Annotated in this window: 18 protein-coding genes and 1 other RNA gene; 1 reads left to right on the top strand and 18 read right to left on the bottom strand. The window is 35.2% G+C overall.

Annotated elements, in window-relative coordinates:
* The 18 genes from A6I66_RS10600 to ssrA all read right to left on the bottom strand — a co-directional run.
* Window positions 1-954: sulfotransferase family protein (locus tag A6I66_RS10600; protein WP_067148938.1), on the bottom strand; the 954-nt coding region annotated here is incomplete at its 3' end.
* 8 nt (window positions 955-962) lie between these two features.
* Window positions 963-2,141, bottom strand: a complete 1,179-nt coding sequence (locus A6I66_RS10595) for a glycosyltransferase (protein WP_067148935.1) — start codon at window positions 2,139-2,141, stop codon at window positions 963-965.
* A 54-nt stretch (window positions 2,142-2,195) separates the two neighbouring features.
* Window positions 2,196-2,873 (bottom strand): hypothetical protein, encoded by a 678-nt coding sequence (locus A6I66_RS10590; RefSeq protein ID WP_067148932.1) that lies wholly within the window; start codon window positions 2,871-2,873, stop codon window positions 2,196-2,198.
* Window positions 2,874-2,888: 15 nt separating this feature from the next.
* Window positions 2,889-3,884: a sulfotransferase family protein gene (locus A6I66_RS10585; protein WP_067148929.1), complete on the bottom strand. Its 996-nt coding sequence runs from the start codon at window positions 3,882-3,884 to the stop codon at window positions 2,889-2,891.
* Window positions 3,885-3,887: 3 nt separating this feature from the next.
* On the bottom strand, window positions 3,888-5,345 hold the full coding sequence (locus tag A6I66_RS10580) for an MOP flippase family protein (protein ID WP_169815723.1): 1,458 nt from the start codon (window positions 5,343-5,345) through the stop codon (window positions 3,888-3,890).
* 71 nt (window positions 5,346-5,416) lie between these two features.
* On the bottom strand, window positions 5,417-6,205 hold the full coding sequence (gene cysQ / locus A6I66_RS10575) for a 3'(2'),5'-bisphosphate nucleotidase CysQ (RefSeq protein WP_067148923.1): 789 nt from the start codon (window positions 6,203-6,205) through the stop codon (window positions 5,417-5,419).
* Between the two features lie 411 nt (window positions 6,206-6,616).
* A complete protein-coding gene (locus A6I66_RS10570) occupies window positions 6,617-7,870 on the bottom strand; it encodes a sulfate adenylyltransferase subunit 1 (protein WP_067148921.1) in 1,254 nt (417 codons plus the stop codon).
* A gap of 291 nt (window positions 7,871-8,161) precedes the next feature.
* Window positions 8,162-8,509 carry a four helix bundle protein gene (locus tag A6I66_RS10565; RefSeq protein WP_067148919.1) on the bottom strand — a complete coding sequence of 116 codons (348 nt, stop codon included), beginning with the start codon at window positions 8,507-8,509 and terminating at the stop codon, window positions 8,162-8,164.
* A gap of 329 nt (window positions 8,510-8,838) precedes the next feature.
* Window positions 8,839-9,744, bottom strand: coding sequence for a sulfate adenylyltransferase subunit CysD (cysD, locus tag A6I66_RS10560; protein WP_067148916.1), 906 nt, complete (start codon window positions 9,742-9,744; stop codon window positions 8,839-8,841).
* Entirely contained in the window at window positions 9,737-10,339 is a 603-nt protein-coding gene (gene cysC / locus A6I66_RS10555) for an adenylyl-sulfate kinase (protein WP_067148913.1), read from the bottom strand. The genes cysD and cysC overlap by 8 nt, the downstream gene beginning before the upstream one ends.
* Window positions 10,324-10,746, bottom strand: a complete 423-nt coding sequence (locus A6I66_RS10550; protein ID WP_394331375.1) for a DUF2061 domain-containing protein — start codon at window positions 10,744-10,746, stop codon at window positions 10,324-10,326. The genes cysC and A6I66_RS10550 overlap by 16 nt, the downstream gene beginning before the upstream one ends.
* Before the next feature lie 23 nt (window positions 10,747-10,769).
* Complete coding sequence (locus A6I66_RS10545; protein ID WP_067148907.1) at window positions 10,770-11,804, bottom strand: NAD-dependent epimerase/dehydratase family protein; 1,035 nt, start codon at window positions 11,802-11,804, stop codon at window positions 10,770-10,772.
* Entirely contained in the window at window positions 11,805-13,262 is a 1,458-nt protein-coding gene (locus tag A6I66_RS10540; protein ID WP_084399621.1) for a UDP-glucose 6-dehydrogenase, read from the bottom strand.
* A gap of 393 nt (window positions 13,263-13,655) precedes the next feature.
* Window positions 13,656-14,636, bottom strand: coding sequence for a GDP-L-fucose synthase family protein (locus tag A6I66_RS10535; RefSeq protein ID WP_067148905.1), 981 nt, complete (start codon window positions 14,634-14,636; stop codon window positions 13,656-13,658).
* Between the two features lie 103 nt (window positions 14,637-14,739).
* The gene (gene gmd / locus A6I66_RS10530; RefSeq protein ID WP_067148902.1) at window positions 14,740-15,858 is read right to left on the bottom strand and encodes a GDP-mannose 4,6-dehydratase; all 1,119 of its coding nucleotides are present in this window, start codon (window positions 15,856-15,858) and stop codon (window positions 14,740-14,742) included.
* Window positions 15,859-16,135: 277 nt separating this feature from the next.
* Entirely contained in the window at window positions 16,136-16,786 is a 651-nt protein-coding gene (locus A6I66_RS10525) for a hypothetical protein (protein WP_067148899.1), read from the bottom strand.
* Between the two features lie 255 nt (window positions 16,787-17,041).
* Window positions 17,042-17,503 (bottom strand): UpxY family transcription antiterminator, encoded by a 462-nt coding sequence (locus A6I66_RS10520; RefSeq protein WP_067148896.1) that lies wholly within the window; start codon window positions 17,501-17,503, stop codon window positions 17,042-17,044.
* A gap of 1,030 nt (window positions 17,504-18,533) precedes the next feature.
* Window positions 18,534-18,928, bottom strand: a transfer-messenger RNA (tmRNA) gene (ssrA, locus tag A6I66_RS10515).
* Between the two features lie 887 nt (window positions 18,929-19,815).
* Between ssrA and A6I66_RS10510 the strand changes: the two genes are divergently transcribed.
* Window positions 19,816-21,024: an NAD(P)-dependent oxidoreductase gene (locus tag A6I66_RS10510; protein ID WP_067148893.1), complete on the top strand. Its 1,209-nt coding sequence runs from the start codon at window positions 19,816-19,818 to the stop codon at window positions 21,022-21,024.
* The last annotated feature ends 5 nt before the right edge of the window (window positions 21,025-21,029 follow it).

Below are 21,029 nucleotides of genomic sequence, written 5' to 3'. Positions count from 1 at the left end.
CCATTTATTTAAAACTGGCATCTCTATTAATTCATCAAGGCCTTCTAATTCCTTTAAAAAATATTCATCTAAAAAAACTTTAGTTGATATTTTTATTTTTTCTGGTTTACCTTCCTTTATTGGGTTTAATAAATTATGAGTTACAAACATTAAACGTTTATAAAAACTGTCTTTTTTAGGTTTAAAATCTAATGTTTTATTAAAATAAAGTTTGTTGCCAAAACCTCTAAAGTTCCTGCTAAATATATATTTAAGATGTACATTTCTTGGAATATTTCCTTTGTTTGCATGAGTATTAAAGTCTTCTTCTTTAAACTTTGTAAAATCAATGTTTAAAAAATTAGAAATTTCTTTCATACCATCTTTTGGGTTTTTTATAAAATCTTCAAAAATTACAATTTTAACTTCAGTCTTAGGTATGTATTTATACAAGTTTTCTAATTGCTGCTTATACATACTTTTATGCAAAACCGTATAGGGTAGGTATTGTATAGTGTCTTCAAAGGAATATAGTGCTCTACCACTTTTAAGTAAATGGTGGTAATTAGAATAAGCCCTAGACGTGGGGTTTCTTAGCATTACGATAACTTTAATAGTTTTCTTTTGCAAAGAAATTCTTCTAAAAGCATCTTTAGAAGGTAAATAAGATGTTGAATCTTCTCCTTTTATTTTCGACTCATTACCTTTAAATTTTGTATGGTATGCTTCCCAGTTTTCGTTGAAATTACGTGTCGCCGAGTACCACCTATCTTTTTCATGATTATAATAGTTAAAATCTGAATGTTCAAAAATATCATCTATATCAAACATGTGAAGCTCTCCCTTAGGTATAAATACATCTGGATGTTTGTCTAAAATCGCGTGCATGGTTGTAGTCGCACATTTCATTCCACCAGCAATAATGAAATCAGGAAGTTGCTCTGGGAATTTTGATATCCATTTGTTGTCGGGCATAATATTTTTTATTGTTTAGATATTTGTTTTTTATTTAACTCCAATAGTAAATTCAATATGCTGTTTACACGATTATCTGTATTACACAGACTTAAAATGTGTTGTCTACCAGCTTCACCAAATTTTTGACACATTGTTTTGTTTTTTAATAGCAATATGATTTTTTGTGCCATAGCTTCATAATCGTATTCTTGAACAAGAAACCCTGTTTTATTATTAATGACATTTTCGGTGATTCCATTGTGTATAGTGGATACCACAGGAATTTTAAACATTTGAGCTTCCGCCAAGCTAATAGCAAAACCTTCTTGGTCTCCAGTTAAGGCTGTTACGCTGTGCTGTATAAATACACTTTTGTTTTGTAATGCTTTAAAAGCTTCGTGCCTAGGTAGGGCCCCTAGAAGCTGTACTTTATTCTCTAAGTTTAATTCTTTAATTTTTTTTATGAGTTGTGGCTTTAACTCTCCTTCCCCTATAATGGTATATGTTGATTCAGGGATTTCATTATTTACTAACTTAAAGGCATATAGTGATGCAATGGGATTTTTTTTGGGAGTTAACCTTCCTAAAGACACAATTGCTGTATGGTTTTTAAATTTTTCCTCCCAACTCATTGGAGTTATACTTTCTGAATCAACACCAAGCCTTATCACTTTTATTTTATCATCTGGACATCCGTTTAAAATTAATAAACGTTTCATAGCATGACTGGCCACTACAAAATAAGCACATGATGAGGTTAATTCTTGAAATTGTTTTTTATAATAAGGGTCACGCATTTTTGAGGTGATATCGTGGCCATGAACATGTACAATAAAAGGGATTTCATGTTTTTTAAAAAAATCCATGAGTAATATACCATTGGTGGCATAATCTACATAAGCAACATTTACTAATTGTGCTTTGGCTAATGTTAACTTTCTATTGATAGATTTTACCTTTCTAGTGTGATATATACTTTTAAAACTAGGAAGTTTTAATGAAATCTTTTGAAGAAGATTTAAAAAGGCATTCTCATGATTGAACCCTACATTTTTTGATTTTATATTAAAATCAATTAGAACTTGTTCTTGTTCTCCAGAAAAGTAGATAATGTCTTCATGTTTTTCGAAAATTCCTTTTAGCAAGTCATAAACAAAGGTCTCTGAAATTCTAATATTCGTATTATTAAAATATCCTATTTTCATGGTCAAGGTTTTCTTTCTTTAATTTTAGAGAAGACTAATTGTAAATTTATGAGATTAGATATTATCAAGGATGTTTTTTAAAACGCCTTCTTCTTTTAATTTCTTGATTAAATTATGCTTTCCTTTTGGATATAAATGAAAAGTTAAAGGTTGTTTACGAATATTGGAATAATGTTTCATATCCATAACACTATCTGTGGCATAAAAGATTTCTACTTTAGTATTATTAATAGGCACTTTTTTAAAGAATTGAGCTAAATCAAAAAAATATTTAGGGTTATTGTTGTGGTAAGCTAAAGATTTTGTAGCAGATATCCATCGTTTTTCTCTTAATATTAATCGTTTCCATTTGCCTAAAAATGTTTGGGGAGCGAAAGCCAGTACTCTGTCAACACTTAAAAGCACACCAAATATTATTGCTGCATATCCCCCTGCAGAATTTCCTATGAATATCACTTTTTTATTTTCCGACTCTATTGATGTTATTAATTCCTTTAACAGTGATTTTGTTTCAAGAATGTCTTTTGCAGTATCAATACCTTTATGATACCATGATTGTTTTATATCCCTTACAAAAATTTTTGTACATGGTTTATTCTTCATCATATTAAAGAATTCGAATATAGGTATTCCTATGTTGTTTTTTATTCCACCAAAGGCTACAATTACAACATCACTACTTTTATGCTGATGTATTTCTATTGATTGTAATTTTTCGGAAATAATATTCATTTTTATTAATTATTTTCAGTAAGATAATTTCTTGAGATTTTTTTCCATTATAGGGGTTATTTGTTCTAATTTTTCTTTATCCATTTTTTGCCATTTACCAATAGAAGAGGTAAATACAGATTTTTGAACGTTGCTATGATGTGAAAACTTAGTTGTATCCCCCATAGATTTAAATTGTTTTTGATAGGAGGTAATCATCTTAGTATTAAAAGGAACTTGTAAAAACTTGCAAACGTTCTGAATCACTGTTTCTGTGTTTAAAACTAAATCCTCGTAACCACATTTATGTACTTTAGGTGTCATATTAAACTTTCTCTCAAATGCATGAACGTTATTTACACTGTTATTCCACCTGTGTGCTGCATTAGTATAAGTTTTATATAAACCAGATTTTTTATAAGACATTACCACATCTCTACCGTCGCGATGCATGTGAATATATTTGGCTTCAGGATAAAGCTTATGGATCCACCAAAGATTATAAGAGTTAAGAGGGGTTTTATCTCCAATAAGTGCTCCCGTCTTTTTTCTATTTTTGGCATAATATTCATGAAAGCATATTGCTAATTTTGCTATATTTTGGTGTTCTTTTTTGTAACTAAGTAAATCAGCTGTCAATTTGGCTCTATCAATTTCCCAAACATCAGTATCGGGCGTGTTAAAAAAAACATCTACAACTTTGCAACATAATTTTTCCCAAGTTAAAAACCTGTTTTTAAGAGCCGTTTTGATTATATGTTTAAACGAATATAGCTCTGGTGGTACTACAACATTTTCGTTAGTATCTAAAATGGCTCTCAGCAGAGTATTTCCTGATCTGCCTGCGCCTACAATAAAAAATACCTGAGTATTATTATTAATGTGATTTTTAGGTTGAAGTGGGATACTCTTTTTAAAATTAAAACGAATTAGTTTAAAACAAGTGTTTCTAATGTTGTATAGGGTCGTTAGGAGTTGTATTCCAATAAACGAAGTAGACAATTTAGAATTTATTTTAGAATATGAAATCATTAATTATTTTTCTTTTTTAAATTTCGACAGCATGGTTGTAATGTTTTTTACACTTTCCCTATTCAATATATAAAATAGAGCTATCCCAATACATAGGCCGCTAAGGTAAATTCCTAAATTTATTAATAAAGATGTTTTTTTCGAAAATACTTGGTATGTGATGGTTGTTATGATTGCAGAGAAAAAAAGGGGTAGGAAACTGCTAAGTACAGCTTTTAAATAATCCTTTGCACCAAAATCTAAAACAGGCTTTAAAATCATTTTAAAATTCATAGCTTGAAAAACAAATAATTCCATAAGAATTAATCCATATAAGGCATGTAATATCGAAAACTGTAACCCAAAAGCTAAAGCCATAAATACCAGTAAAGAAAACCATAGATTAAATAGAAATGACTGTTTGGCTTTACCTCTAGCTAGTAGTAAAGGGCCGAAGGTTGCTCTAAATAAACGGATAGAGAACAAGATGGCTAAGGTTTGTAAGTAAGGTAAACTTTCCATCCACTTTTCTCCATAAAAATGATATATAACTACGTCTGGAAATGCAATAAGTAAAAGCATAATTGGTATGATAGCTAAATACACAATTTTATTTACTGTTAACGCCATAAATTTTAGTTGCTTATCATCTTTTATGGCACTATAAACAGGGAATGCCATTTTGTTAAAAACACTACGGATCAATTGAACGGGTTTCATAACGAGTATTTTAGCCAAGTTGTAGAAACCTAAGGTTTCAGTACTTAAAAAGGTTCCTATGAGTACATTATCGCCTTGTTGTCTAAAATATGTTATTATCCTTTCAGATAGCTGATATCCTCCAAATTGAAGATATGAGTTTACTTCTTTTATGTTAAAGTACCATTGAGGTTTATGGTACTTAATACCATAAGTGATAAACAAAGTTCCACGTAGCATATTTTCAACCATATATCCAATGACAAGAGAATACACCCCATATCCTTTGTATGCCAAAATTATGGTTACGATAAAACCAATTAAGGGTGTTATAATATTAATTTGGGCTAGGGTTCTGAATTCCAGTTTTTTAGAAAGAAGCGCTTTATACTGTACAGCAAAACCATTAAAAGCAAAGGTAAAGGAGACTATTCTTAATATCGAATTAAGTCTACCTTCTTTAAAAATAAAAGAGGCAATAGGGTAGCTTATTATTAAAATAATGAAACAGGTAAACACACCTAGCATCACATTAATCCAATAAAGGGTTGATAGTTGCTCATTGGAATTTTTAGACTTGTAAATAATTGCGTTACTTAAACCGAAATCTACAAACATTTGACTAAAACCAGTAACAATTAGAACTAAAGCCATAAGGCCAAAATCACTTGCCGATAAAAGCTTCGTCAGAATAAAAACCCTGACCAATTGAATGATGGCACTGCAAGTGGAGTCTAGAGCCGTCCATTTTACGCCCTGGGTAAGTGTTTTAACTAGTGACAAAATTTAGATTTGGGTTAGGCATTTTCGTTTTTAATATTAGAGATAATTTTTTTATAAATAAAAAAGGTATTTTAACTAACCAAAAACCAATCATTAAGCAACTCCTTCCGGTTATACAGCATATTTTCACCAGTACCTTGATCGATCACGTCAAATCCTGCTGCTAAGCAAATAGCATTTCCTGCTGCGGTATCCCATTCCATGGTAGGAGCAAAGCGCGGATAACAATCGGCAACGCCTTCGGCCACCATGCATAATTTTAAACTACTGCCTTTAGAAATGGTTTCAATCTCTCCATGTTTTTCTTTCATGTCATCTATGAAGTCTTGTGTTTCAGGAGACAGGTGAGAACGACTAGCAACTATGGTAAATTTTTCCTTTTTTAGTGCTATAGGGAGTTTATCTGCTGAGCTAATTAATGCATCTAGAGTAAAATCCAAAGACGGGTTAGTCACTTTATAGGCGCCAATTTCGGCATTGGCAAAATACAAGGTGTTAAGCGCAGGCACATAAATAACACCGATGGTCGGTTTCTGGTTTTCTGCAAAAGCAATATTGACTGTAAATTCCCCGTTTCTTTTGATGAATTCTTTAGTGCCGTCAATGGGGTCTACAATCCATAATTGGTTCCAATTTTTTCGTTCTTCGAAAGGTAGGTGTTGGCCTTCTTCTGATAGAATCGGGTAGGTGAGTGTTTCTAATTCCTTAACAATAATATTGTGGGATTCGGTATCGGCTTTGGTTAGCGGGGAATCATCACTTTTGAAATTGACGTCGAAATTTTCATTTTCGTAAATTTCCATGATGCGGGCTCCGGCTTTTAGGGCGGCTTTTATGGCTAGGGTTGTTAGATTTTTCAAGTTTAAGAGAGGTTTAATTGTTGAACTGATACTTCGAATGGTGTATTTTGTTTCAAGTTTAAGGTTTCAAGTTAAATAGTGTTCGTACTATTGGTGACTTGTCATTCCGGTTGTAATGAGGAATCTCATGTTCATGTTTAGAGATTCTTCAGTCGTTCCTCCTTCTGAATGACATACAGGTTGAAATGGTTTATTCGTTTAATTGTTTAATCGTTGAACTGGTAAGTAGAGTGTAAAATTTAGTTTCAAGTTTAAGGTTTCAAGTTAAATATAGTTCGTACTATCGTTGATTTGTCATTCCGATTGGAGTGAGGAATCTCATGTTCGTTTTTTGAGATTCTTCAGTCGTTCCTCCTTCAGAATGACAGATGGTTGATCATTAACTAAAAACTAACAACCATTAACCATTAACTATATCACCATCCCGGCAGCAACGGTTTCATTCGTGGCATCATCAACTAAAATAAAACTTCCAGTAGACCTGTTTTCTCTGTAAGAATCTACCATAAGTGGTTTTGTGGTTCTTATTTTAACTTTGGAAATATCGTTCATTTTAAGCGCGCTATCGTCTGTAATGCGATCTAAGGTTTCGATATCAATTTTGTAGATGATTTCCTTAATCATGGCCTTTTGATCGTTAGACGTGTGTCTAATACTGTATTTTGCTCTTGGTTTTGCTGCATCGTTGTGTAACCAACATAGCATAACTTCAATATCTTGAGATGCATCGGGTTGGTTTTTGGAACGTACAATCATATCGCCACGGCTAATATCGATATCGTCTTCTAGGGTTATAGAAACGGACATCGGCGCAAAAGCTTCATCAAGTGTACCGTCCAAGGTGTCGATTGTTTCTATTTTAGAGGTAAAACCAGAAGGCATCACGGTAACATCGTCTCCCGGTCTAAAAATCCCACTAGCCACACGACCTGCATAACCACGATAATCTCTATGTGAGTCATTTTGTGGGCGTAGTACGGTTTGTACTGGAAAACGTCCATCGACCTTATTTATATCACTACTAATATGCATGGTTTCTAAGGTGTGTAGCATTGGTGCGCCTTGGTACCACGGCATGTTCTCTGATCTATTTACTACATTATCCCCTAAAAGGGCGCACATAGGAATAAAACGTACATCTTTCACTAATAATTTAGACGCAATTTCTTCAAATTGAGCTACAATATTATTAAAAACGTCTTCTGAAAAATCAACCAAATCCATTTTATTAATACATACAATTACATGTGGTATTTGTAATAAGGAAGCAATAAAAGCGTGACGTTTGGTTTGTTCGATAACACCATGGCGTGCATCGATAAGAATGGTAGCCACATTGGCTGTAGAAGCACCAGTAACCATATTTCTGGTATATTGAATATGTCCAGGAGTATCGGCGATTATGAATTTACGCTTAGGCGTTGTAAAATATCGGTAAGCCACGTCGATGGTAATCCCTTGTTCACGCTCGTCTCTTAAACCATCGGTGAATAATGCTAAATCGACACCTTCATGACCTTTCTTTTTACTGGTGGTTTCTATAGCTTCTAATTGGTCTTCGAAAATAGATTTCGAATCGTATAGTAGACGTCCAATTAAGGTGCTTTTACCATCGTCTACACTTCCGGCTGTTGTGAATCTTAGGAGTTGGTTGTTGTTTATCATTTTTTTAATGCTTTATGCTTTAGGCTTTATGCTGTATGCAATATGCTAGTTTGTACTTTGTTTTAGCTTACTGCTTATAGCTTTATGCTAGTTTATACTATGTTTTAGCTTACTGCTTATAGCTTTATGCTAGTTTATACTATGTTTTAGCTTACTGCTTATAGCTTTATGCCGTAAGCTATATGCTTGGCTGTAGAGTGTTGTAGCTTACTGCCTATTGCTTACTGCTTATAGCTTTATGCTAGTTTATACTGTTTTTTAGCCTACTACATACTGCTTACAGCCTATTGCCTACAGCCTCTTATCTAATGTGTATAATTTCCTTTTAATAATATTTAATTTTTCAGAAAAACCTTGACAGTCATTTTCCGATATGTATTTTAAATCTTTAACTAGAATAAAAAAATATTCTAGTTCGTGCGCTGAGCCTAGACAAATTTGTATGAACCTTGAAAACTCCTTATCGGATTTTCTTCCGCAACCTTCACAAAAGTTAGAAGGAATACTGTAGGCTGCACGTTGCATTTGAGAAATTAATTGATATTTTTCTGAATTAGGAAAAGCCTGAGTTAAACGATAAACCTCTAAGGTTAGTTGATGACTCAATTCCCAAACATGATACTTCTTAAAATTTCTCAAAGTGGTTTTATTCTTTCGGCTATATGCTTTATGCCGTATGCTATATGCTAGGTTTGTACGGTGTTTGAACTTAGAGGATGCTGCTTACAGTTAATTGCTTTATGCTGAATGCTTTATGCTGTATGCTTGGTTGTACAGTGTTTTAGCTTACTGCCTATTGCTTACAGCTTAATGCTTTACGCGTGGTTTGTTCTGTGTTTAATCTTACGGCTTTCTGCCTACAGCCTACTGCATATTGCTATATGCTAGTTTAAACTTAGTTTTACCTTACTGCCTATTGCTTACCGCTTACAGCCTACAGCCTAAAGCTTACTGCCTATTGCCTTTAATTAAAAATACCCCTGACGCTTACGGTCTTCCATAGCGGATTCTGAACGTTTGTCGTCACTTCTATTACCTCTTTCTGTTTGTCGCATGCCAGCAACTTCATCAGCAATTTTTTCTAAGGTATCGGCATCTGATTCTATACCACCGGTAATAGTGATGTCACCCAAAGTTCTGAAGCGGATTTTTTTAGTTACAATTTCTTCATGGTCTTCAAGAACTAAAAACTCTGAATTTGGAATCCAGGTGTCTTGTCTCCATACCACTTCGCGTTCATGAGCATAGTAAAGTGATGGAATGGCGATGTTTTCTCTTTTGATGTAGTTCCAAACGTCCATTTCGGTCCAATTTGAAATAGGGAAGGCTCTAAAGTGTTCGCCTTCAAAATGTTTCCCGTTAAAGATGTTCCATAGTTCTGGGCGTTGGTTTTTAGGGTCCCACTGTCCGAAATCGTCTCTATGAGAAAAGAAACGTTCTTTAGCTCGGGCTTTCTCTTCATCACGACGCCCCCCACCAATAGCACAATCTATTTTATTGGCCTCAATAGCATCGAGAAGTGTTGTAATTTGTAAAGCATTCCGCGTAGCATTTTTTCCTTTTTCTTCGGCAACACGTCCATCATCTATCGATTCTTGAACAGACCCAACGATAAGGGTAGCACCTAAATCTTTAATGATATCATCTCTAAATTGGATGGTTTCTGGAAAGTTATGTCCGGTATCCACATGCATTAATGGGAAAGGGATCTTCGCTGGGTAAAATGCTTTTTTAGCTAAGTGTGTGACTAAGATAGAATCTTTACCTCCTGAAAATAAAATGACAGGGTTTTCGAATTGCGCCCAAACTTCACGTAACACGTAAATCGCTTCAGACTCTAATTCATCTAGATAATTTAAATAGTACTTACTCATGTGTTCTTAGTTCTAATTTATTTTTAATAGCTTGATAAATGATTTCAACCGATTCTTCGATGGTATTTAGATGCGAAACTTCCACATCAGGATTTAATGGGGCCTCGTAAGGCGCTGAAATGCCCGTCATATTTTTAATTTCTCCTGCTCTAGCTTTTTTGTACAGCCCTTTAACGTCACGTTGTTCACAAACTTCGAGGCTGGTATTCACGAAAACTTCCACAAAATTTTCAGGGCTTACCGTATCCTTTATGAATTGACGGTCTTTTTGATAAGGCGCCACGAACGCTGCCAAGACCACTAATCCAGCATCAATAAATAACTTTGAAATTTCACCAATACGACGGTTGTTTTCTGAACGGTCTTCGGGAGAAAATCCTAAATTTTGATTAATACCACGGCGTACATTGTCACCATCCAATACATAGGTGTGGATTTTTTCAGAATTCAAGCGTTCTTCTAAAGCGTTTGCTAAAGTTGATTTTCCTGAGCCTGAAAGCCCTGTAAAGAATATTAAAAAGGAATTATGGCCATTGAGCTTTTGACGCTCTAATCGACATATTTTGTATTCGTGGTTGGTTATGTTTTTTTCCATTCGGTTAATCGTTTTCTTTTTTCTAATCCAAAATCTATTTTATACCAAGCCCGTTCGTGTAGGTAGTATAACAGCATTTTAGAAATGACTTCTGCAGCACCAATACTTAAACCTGTTAAAGGATTTCCTGTAATGACCCAGGCTAATATCATGGTATCTAAAGTACCTACAAGACGCCAGGTTATGGTTTTTATGAGGTGTCTCTTTTTACTTGAGGTGATGTTAATTTTAAACCAAACTTGCTCATGCAGGTAATACAAAAGCATTTTGGTAACCACCTCGAAAGCACCAATTTTTAAGCCTATAAAGGGGTCTCCAGAGATTAGCCAAGACAGTAAAATGGTGTCTATAGTCCCGATGATACGCCAGGTTATGGCTTTAAAAAAATGTCTTTTTTTTATATTCACCTTTATTTTGGATTCTTAAAAAGTTAAAATGAACTGTTTTTGTAGTATGATTTATACCAACTTATATAATTGAAGACACCTGTTTCTAAATCTGTTTTAGGTTTATAATTATAATCATTAAATAAATCTGTAGTGTCCGCCCATGTTTTAACAACATCTCCTGGCTGCATGGGATTCATTTCTTTTAAAGCAGTTTTATTAGTTAGGTCCTCTATGGCACTAATAAAATCCATCAGCTTAACAGGGTGGCTATTTCCTATGTTATATATGGAGTAGGACGTTTTTTCTTGCTTATCGCTGAAAAGTGTAGCTACAATACCATCAACAATGTCGTCTATGTAAGTAAAATCTCTATAAAGATTTCCTTCATTAAAAACTTTTATTGGCTTGTTATTTAAAATAGCACTTGTGAATAGAAACATTGCCATGTCAGGCCTTCCCCAAGGACCGTATACTGTGAAAAACCTTAGCCCAATGGTTTCTATGTTGAATAAATGACTATAAGTATGCGCCATGAGTTCATTACTTTTTTTTGTTGCTGCATACATACTTATGGGATGATCAACGTTGTCTTTCGTTGAAAAAGGTACTTTGTCATTTAATCCATATACACTAGAGCTACTAGCGTATATGATTTTAGAAATTTGAGCGTTTTTTATACATTCTAGAAGATTTGAAAACCCTAATATGTTACTTTTTACATATGTTGAAGGATTTTCAATGCTATATCTAACACCTGCTTGTGCAGCAAGGTTACAAACAAGGTCAATTTTATTTTCCTTAAATAAAAGTGGGAGGTTAGTTTCGTCTTCTAAATTCATTTTAATGAATTTTACCTGTTTACCATATATTGCACTTATGATAGTGCTATTATAAGGGAAGTCTTTTGATAAAATCCCTAGATTTTTAAGTCTTGATAGTTTTAAATTAACATCATAATAATCGTTTAAATTATCTAACCCTATAATATGATGACCTAGTCTAATAAGTTTTTCACATAGGTGATATCCAATGAAACCAGCAGCCCCAGTAACTAATATAGTCTTTCCTTTCATCATTTACCTACCAATAGATTGCACTTGAAATCCGATTGCCTCTAAGGCTTCTTGGTCTAACACGTTACGGCCATCAAAAACAAAGGCAGGTTTACTCATGTTATCGTAAATTTTTTGCCAGTCGTAAGATTTAAACTCATCCCATTCGGTTAACACGGCAATAGCGTGAGCGCCTTCTAAGGCTTTGTACGGATTGGTTTCAGTTTGTAGGTACTTGGCGTTTTCTGTTTCCGTTCGAGTGTTCAGGTAATTTAGATCTGCTTGCATCTGTCTAGCAGAAACTTTAGGGTCGTACACCCAAATTTGAGCTTGTTCATCGATAAGGCGATCGGCTACGTAAATGGCTGCAGACTCACGCGTATCGTTAGTATCTTTCTTAAAGGCCCAGCCTAAGAAGGCGATTTTCTTTCCCGAAACGGTATTGTATAAAGTGGATACGATATTGTTGGCGAAGCGATCACGTTGGTGGTTGTTCATGATGATAACTTGCTCCCAATAATCGGCCACTTCGTTTAAACCTAATGATTTAGAAATATAAACGAGATTTAGAATATCTTTTTGAAAACAAGATCCACCAAACCCTACGGAAGCTTTTAAAAATTTTGGTCCGATTCGAGAATCCATACCAATAGCTCTGGCTACTTCTTCCACATTGGCCTCGGTAGCTTCACAAAGTTCTGAAATGGCATTAATTGAAGAGACACGTTGTGCTAAAAAGGCATTGGCCACGAGTTTTGATAACTCTGAGGACCATAAGTTTGTGGTAATAATTTGTGCTTGAGGCACCCAAGCACCATACACATCCACTAAGGATTGAATGGCTGCTTTACCTTCTGATGTTTGATCGCCACCAATAAGCACACGGTCTGGGTTCGCAAGATCCGTCATCGCTGTACCTTCAGCTAAAAATTCAGGGTTTGATAAAATTTGGAATTTTACCCCATTACCTGTATTGTCAAGAATACTTTTAATAGCCTGTGCTGTTTTTACAGGAAGGGTAGATTTCTCAACAACGATTTTATCTGTTGTAGCGACCTCAGCAATCTGTCTGGCACAAAGTTCTACATATTTTAAGTCGGCCGCCATCCCTTTTCCTGAACCATAGGTTTTAGTAGGTGTATTCACTGAAATGAAAATCATATCGGCCTCATCGATGGCTTGGTTCACATTAGTAGAGAAAAATAAGTTTCTACTACGAGCTTCCTCAACTACCTGATCTAAACCTGGTTCGAAAATGGGGAGTTTCGATAAATCGGCGTCATTCCAATCGGCAATACGTTGCTCGTTTAAATCAACAACCGTTACCTTAATATCTGGGTTTTTTTGTGCGATTACCGCCATGGTAGGCCCACCTACATAGCCTGCGCCAATACAGCAGATTGATTTTATTTTTTTGTGGTTAGTTGTTGTTGGTTGTTGGTTGTTGGTTGTTACTGTTGTGTTTGTTGTTTCTACGGACATAATATTTTTGACTATTGACTATTGACTATTGACTATTGACTATTGACTATTGACTGTTGGCTGTTGATGGTTGACTGTTGCCAGAAGACGGAGGACCGAAGACTGTTGAGACTTCGACTGCACTTCGACAAGCTCAGTGTGACATAGGGCCGTTTGCTATTGTTTGTTTATGTTCTTAACTAAAGTTTCAATTTTTACGTTGGTTATTGTCCCCTTGAGGGCTATCGAGATGAAAACATCGTTTTTATCGAAGATACCTAGCGTAGCTAATAGGGGGGCGACTGCACTTCGACCGCACTTCGACTGCACTTCGACAGGCTCAGTGTGACATTACTCAGTGTGACAAACGTGATTTAGCATATAGGGTAAGGCATACAGCTCATAGCATATTGCTTACATCTTCACCTCTTTAAATGAATCTTCATTGGCCAAAAACCACTCATAGGTATCTCTAACACCGTTTTCTAAACCAATTGCTGCTTTCCAACCTAGCTTGTTCATTTTAGAAACATCCATAAGTTTTCGAGGGGTGCCATCTGGTTTATTTGTATCCCAAATGATTTGGCCTTGGTGGCCAACTATTTTTTGAATGGTTTCGGCTAGGGTTTTTATAGTGACATCGGTGCCTGTACCTACATTATATAAGTGCTCTGGTAATTTGTTTTCTACGGCATAAATTACGGCTTTTGCTAAGTCGTTAACATGTAAAAATTCACGCATGGGTGTGCCGCTTCCCCATAAAGTGACCGTTGACTGTTTACTGTTGACCTTTGACGGTTCTTGGCCATTGACGTTTTTTGCTTCGTGAAATTTTCGAATCATCGCTGGTAAAACATGCGATGATTTTAAATCGAAATTATCGTAGGGACCGTAAAGGTTTGTTGGCATAAGGCTTACAAAGTCTTTACCGTATTGGTCTCTTATGGCTTTACACAAACGAACCCCAGAAATTTTAGCGATGGCATAACCATCGTTTGTTGGTTCTAAGGGGCCTGTGAGTAAATAATCTTCTTTTAAAGGTTGAGGCGCAAGTTTTGGGTAAATGCAAGAGCTTCCTAAGAAAATAAATTTCGAAACGTTTTGTTTGTGAGCGGCATCAATTAAATTATTTTGAATTTGCATGTTTTCAAGCAAGAATTCAAATTGGTATTGACTATTCGCTAAAATGCCACCTACTTTGGCTGCAGCATCGATGATAACATCAGGTTTTTCAGTGCTTATAAAGTCGTTTACTGCATGTTGATTGCGTAAATCAAGTTCATTACTGGTTTTTCCGATAAGGTTTGAGTACCCTTCGGCTTCTAAGGCACGCCATATGGCTGAGCCTACCATGCCTCGATGGCCGGCGATGTATATTTTGGATTGTTTGTTCATTTTTTAAGCTTTATGCTCAAAGCCGTATGCTCTATGCCGTATGCTTTATGCTAGTTTTATACAATGTTTAAGTGTTCTACCTATAGCTTACAGCCTACAGCCTTTATTCATAATAATTCAACGTTCTATAATCAGCATCAGCTAAATACTGGTCTTTTTTCATAAGGTGTAAATCGCTTTTCATCATGTCTTTTACCAGGTCAGCGAGGTCATACTGGCATTCCCAACCTAGTTTTTTGTTGGCTTTAGAGGCATCACCAATAAGGAGTTCTACTTCAGTAGGTCTAAAATATCTTGGGTCTACAGCTAAAACCTCTTTACCGATTTCTAATTGGTAATCAGGGTTGTTACATGATTTTACAAACGCTTTTTCATCAACACCTTCACCTTTAAATTCTAACTCGATACCCACTTCAGCAAAACTTAATCTTACAAAATCTCTAACGGTTGTGGTTTTTCCAGTGGCAATCACCCAATCTTCAGCTTCATCCGCTTGAAGGATCATCCACATCATGCGTACATAATCTTTGGCGTGTCCCCAGTCGCGTTTAGCATCTAAGTTTCCTAAGTAAAATTTATCTTGCATTCCTAAGGCGATCCTTGACGTTGCGCGTGTAATTTTACGAGTTACAAAAGTTTCTCCTCGAATAGGAGACTCATGGTTAAATAAAATACCGTTACAAGCATAAATGCCATAAGCTTCACGATAGTTCACCGTAATCCAGAAGGCATACATTTTGGCTACAGCATAAGGCGAACGCGGGTAGAAAGGCGTGGTTTCCGATTGCGGTACTTCTTGAACTTTTCCGTATAATTCGGAAGTCGAGGCTTGATAAATACGTGTTTTCTTTTCTAAGCCTAACAAGCGTATAGCATCTAATAACCTTAAAGTACCAATGCCATCGGCATTTGCCGTATATTCTGGCATTTCAAAAGACACATGTACGTGACTCATGGCTGCTAAATTGTAGATTTCATCAGGTTGAATTTCCTGAATTAAGCGAATAAGGTTTGTACTATCGGTCATATCACCATAATGCAAAATGAAGTTGCGATTTTCAATATGCGGATCTTGATACAAATGATCAATTCTATCGGTATTAAATAAAGATGAACGACGTTTTAAACCATGTACAATATAGCCTTTTTTTAATAAAAATTCACTTAAATAGGCCCCGTCTTGGCCAGTTACTCCCGTAATAAATGCTACTTTTTGACTCATGTTTTTAGTTCACGTTTGAATTTTTACGTTATTACCCTAGATGAGTTATAGGGTGTGTTGTATTGTTTTCTGTAATTATTGACGCTGTCATCTGAGCTTGTCGAAGTTGTCATCCTGAGCTTGTCGAAGGACAGTTTGAGGATGAGGTTCAATCTTATTTCATTCCACTTCGGCAGCACTTCGACAGGCTCAGTGTGACATCAGTTTTATTCCATCAGTTATCAGCAATTCACTTAACGATGTGTTCAATGGCTGTGTTAAAGAGAATAAATTATAATTAATTTCTTTTAGATAATAAATAAACTAACCCAAGGTTATACTGCAAATAATGACTCGTGTCTGGAGTGTAGGTGAATTTTGCAGATCCAGACATGTTAAGGGCTATGTTTTTAGTCATCCAAATATTTAGTCCCGCTGTTGGGTTAATGGTAAAACGGTTTTTAGGATCTACAGGTAATCCTGTAACGTCATTGGTATAATCACCAATAGTGGTATAACCTAAACTAGCGCCAGCGTAAAAGTCGAATACTTTCGATTTAATAAATTTTCTAAAGGAATATTTGCTTCCGATATCTACCGCGAAAAAATTAGGCTGGTTTTCAGGGCCTACCACGGTCCCATCAATAGATTTTCCTGATTTAAATTGATTAAAGGATGTGGTTGAAAAAAAGCTAATGTTATTGCGCCAGTAATATTCTACGCTTAAAGTGATGGGGTTTTCGAAAGCCCAATGATAACGTCTGTTTTCTTTGATGTCGAATAAGTGTTTTACAGCATTTCCAGAATCATCAACGACATTAAGTCCGATTCCAAAACTCCAGTTGTTTTCAAATTGAGGATTTTCACTTTTAACGACACAGCACGATTGTGCATTCGCGAAGTTGCACCATAAGAAAGGTAGGAGCAGGGCCAGTTTTAATAATTTCATAAATAATTTAGTAGGTTAAGGGTAAACTTTTAATTTGGGGAATAAATAAAAATCATAATTAGCGCATTTTAAAACAGTAGGTGGGCAAATGCGTTAAAAATGTATATGGGTTGTTGTAAATATAAGGTTTTCAGTGTTGTAGGTTCGTTTTTTAATGTTTTGTTCTTCAGTGATTCCTTCACTTCACTCCACCGCTCCGCCTCCTGAGTCACAGCAAAGGTTGGTATTCAAGGCGAAAAATACTTTAAAATAGGCTTAATTCCTATTAAAAGTAATTTTCATATCTAAATCCAAAAGTAATAATTGGATTCTATTGTTGCTAACTTCATGAACAAGTGCTTTTTTGCCTTCAAAAAGCCCTGTTTTTATTTTTATCCGGTCACCGGGTTGAATGCTTTCAACTTGGGCTTGGGTGTTTTTATGGCTAAGCCAATCTTTCATAACTTGTATGTCGCTATCCTTAACCACTGCTGGTTTACCCAACCAAAAAAGATAGCGTACCACACCTGGAACTTGAAAGACCAATTCGTGTTCGCTTTCTTTTACTTGAATAAGGACATAGGATTTTAGTAACGGCACTTCTACTTTTTTCTTCCTATCGGACCACTGACGTATTTCAGTTACCGAAGGGCAGTAGGCCGTTATGCCAAGACGAGAAAGCGCCGTAGCGACTTTCTTTTCGGTTCTTGGTTTAACATACAAGACTTTCCAGTTCATTATTGTACTCTAATTAAATGTTAGTTGTGTTTTTAGCAGCACATGATAACATATAATACAGATAATGATGAGCCAATAATTAGTAGGGAGAGAGAAATGATACTAATAAGTTTAATTTTTTTCACGTTTAAGGGATTAATGGATTAAAAATTTTATTTTATATCAAATTCATAATGTAATATTTGTATACCAAAGTTATGGAATTTTATTAACATCACTTTAACTAGATGTTAAAGATGACTGCGAATTTATGACTTTTGTGAGATGCCTAAAAAAATACTCGTTATATTATCAATTTTTGAGGTTAACCGTGACTTAAATGAAAAAATGAAGTTTCAATAGTTATGCTATGTGATATTGAAATTAGATGTCAAAGCAACAAATTGTCATAAACCTAATTTAACAGTTGTATAGTTTAACGATTTGATAACGTTAGCATTTGGTAGTTCTTAAGTGTGACTATGAAATAACTCAACAATTGTGCTTTTCATATAAAGTGATGTTGTTTAGTTTTTATCTAGTTCAATTTATCAATGAAAGTTAGATGTTAAAAGTTAAATATTAGAAGGGGAAGTTGGTTGTTTGTTTTTGGTTGATGTATTGGAGTAATGTTTTTATTATAAATGTAGCGTAACGATTACCCGGATTAACAATGAAAGGTGAAAGTTTAGTATTAGATATTAAAAGTTAAATATTAAATATTAGAAGGAGAAATTAGTTGATAGTTACAGCGGATTGGATAATAGTAGAGGATAAAAATGAGTCTCCGCGATTACCCGATTAAACAAATCAACAGTTAAACAATTTAGCCATGGAAGGTAGAAGTTAAATTTTAGATATTAGAAGTGAAAAATAAAAAGTAAAAATAGGTTAATGTTTTATTTTAGTGGGGCGTAAAATCGGAGAAGAGCGATTACCCGATTAAACAAATCAACAGTTACACAGTTAAACCTTTTCGCAATACAACAATAACGCAAAGTTTAATAATAAAAAACGCAACCACTTAAAAATAAAGTAATTGCGTTTAAAATTGTGGAGTCGGAGAGAATCGAACTCTCGTCCAAACAAGTAACCAAAGGGCTTTCTACACGTTTATTCTTTTCTTGTTTTTTCGATTATAAGCTGGTTAAAGACAACCTACTTATAACTTAGCTTCTTTAGTTTCGTAAAAGCATCAAAGCACTGCTTAAACTATATTGACATTTACGATGCCTCAAAATGGAACGCCGTCAATCAAGGCTTTCCGGAGACATAAAGCTTTCCCGCCTTGCGGGACTAGGCCAATCTTACTATAATTCAGATTATGCAGCTAAAGCGTAGTTATTCTCGCCGTTTAAAATTTGGTCTAGCCTTTTACGTGTTTCAATGCCATTACACGACGTGCTTACCGTTCAATTAATCTCGCTGTCAAAACCAGTCGACCCCAATATGCTTGCGCTAGCAAGTAATTTATAACTGAAACGTATTTTTAACTCAAAAATGCATTAAAACTAATGCGGATGAACTTATCAAGTTTGTCGGAAAAACTTAAAAAAGCTATCACCTTCACATTACTTTTTAGAAAACAACGGTTTCGCTTGAATGCGTTTTTTTGGCGTTTCCCTATCGGGTCAGGCTTTTCGCTATATCTTTTTTGTGCTGAACTTGTTTCAGTATCACATCAAATAAGTGACTCAGATTTAAGTTCGAAATCATTTAAAATTTTAAACTAAGCATAAAAAAGGATGCCGCTCCAATCCTTAACGCGGGCGTCAAAGGTATTAAAAAAGTTTCAACTTCAATAGGAGCATTTGTATTTCCCTCGAAAAAGGTTTTTTTAGAATTTAAACACTTATAAAACTTACAAGTTATTCAGCCTTTAGTCTCCATACTTAGTTGTCCACATGAACCATTTTATAAATTATATTATGGAGGCGTTTAAGCTATTTTATTTAAGATTAAATTTGGCGAAAAAAACAGATTCTTCAGTCGTACCTCTTTCTGAATGAACTACTAATCTTGTCATGCAGAACGAAGTGAAGCATCTCCATGAGGTCTAACAAAACCTCTGCGAAACTCAGCGTACCCTCTGTGATTCTCTGTGTCACAACTTCGAAGCTTTCTAACTCAAATACAAGGTGTTCGAGCGAAGTCGAGAACATTAACCTTCGATTATACAAAACTTCTCGACTCCGCTCGAAGACCGTTAATATAAGTTCGGGGAATCTTTGTGTTGCAACTTTAAGGCTTTGTAACTTTCTAACAGTCTAACTTCGTATCTTAGTAACTACAACGCTACAAAAACAGATCCCTAGCACCTAAGAACAAAATCTATGAAATTTGCCATTATCAAAGAACGTATCACACCGCCAGACCCAAGAGTGGTTTTTTCGCCTTCAAAATTAAAGGAAGTAACACGTCGGTTTCCAAAAGCACAATTTAAAATTGAAGCTTCAAACGAGCGCACATTTCCCGATGATGCTTATAGAAAGGAAGGGTTTGAGGTAACAAACGATGTTTCCGACTGTGACGTTTTCATCGGTATCAAGGAAGTGCCTGTGGAAGCCCTTCTTCCTAATAAAACCTATATGTTTTTTTCGCATACCATAAAAAAGCAAGTTCATAACCGAAAGCTATTAAAAGCCATTCTAGATAAAAACATCACACTTTACGATCATGAAACGCTGGTAGATCGTCATGGTGTTCGCCTTATTGGATTTGGAAAATACGCGGGTATTGTAGGCGCTTATAATGCATTTAGAACCTGGGGGTTGAAATTTAACAGTTGGGAATTACCTACAGCGCAACATTTAAATAGTACCACAGCTTTACAAGTAGAACTCAGCAAACTAAAACTGCCTAGCATTAAAATTTTAGTAACCGGTAATGGGCGCGTCGCGAAAAGCGTGCATATGATGTTAGATACTATGGGGATTAAAGCAGTTTCTGTTGCCGAATTTCTAAACGGGTCTTTTGATGAGCCAGTGTATTGCAAAGTTCATGTGGGTGACTATAACATGCATAAATCAGGAAAGGCCTTTGTGAACGCTGATTTTTATAAAAACCCACAGGACTACAAGTCCAATTTTATGCGATTTGCTCAGGTGGCCGATTTATTAATTACAGGGCATTTTTATAGTGCAGGCGCTCCTAAATTTTACACCCAAGCTGATGTAAAATCACCCCATTTTAATATTAAAGTTGTAGCCGATATTAGTTGCGATGTTAACGGACCTTTGGCTACAACCCTTCGAGCTTCAAACATCAATAATCCTATTTATGGTTACGATCCAGAAACAGGAAAGGAAGTCGATTATAGAGATCAAAAAGCTATTGCTGTTATGGCGGTAAGTAATTTGCCTTGTGAAATTCCGAAAGATGCCAGTAGAGGCTTTGGAGAAGTATTTTCACAAGAAATCATACCGGCCTTTTTTAATAAGGATAAAGATGGTATTTTGCAGCGGGCAAAAATCACCGAAAACGGAAAACTAACGCCTAAATTTTCCTATCTGCAAGATTTTGTAGATGACAACGAACTATAATTGAT

The sequence above is a fragment of the Pseudotamlana agarivorans genome, assembly GCF_001642835.1.
In the GTDB taxonomy this organism is placed as follows: domain Bacteria; phylum Bacteroidota; class Bacteroidia; order Flavobacteriales; family Flavobacteriaceae; genus Pseudotamlana; species Pseudotamlana agarivorans.
The sequence above is the reverse complement of the archived record's forward strand: the minus strand, read 5'-3'. Positions and strand labels throughout refer to the sequence as shown.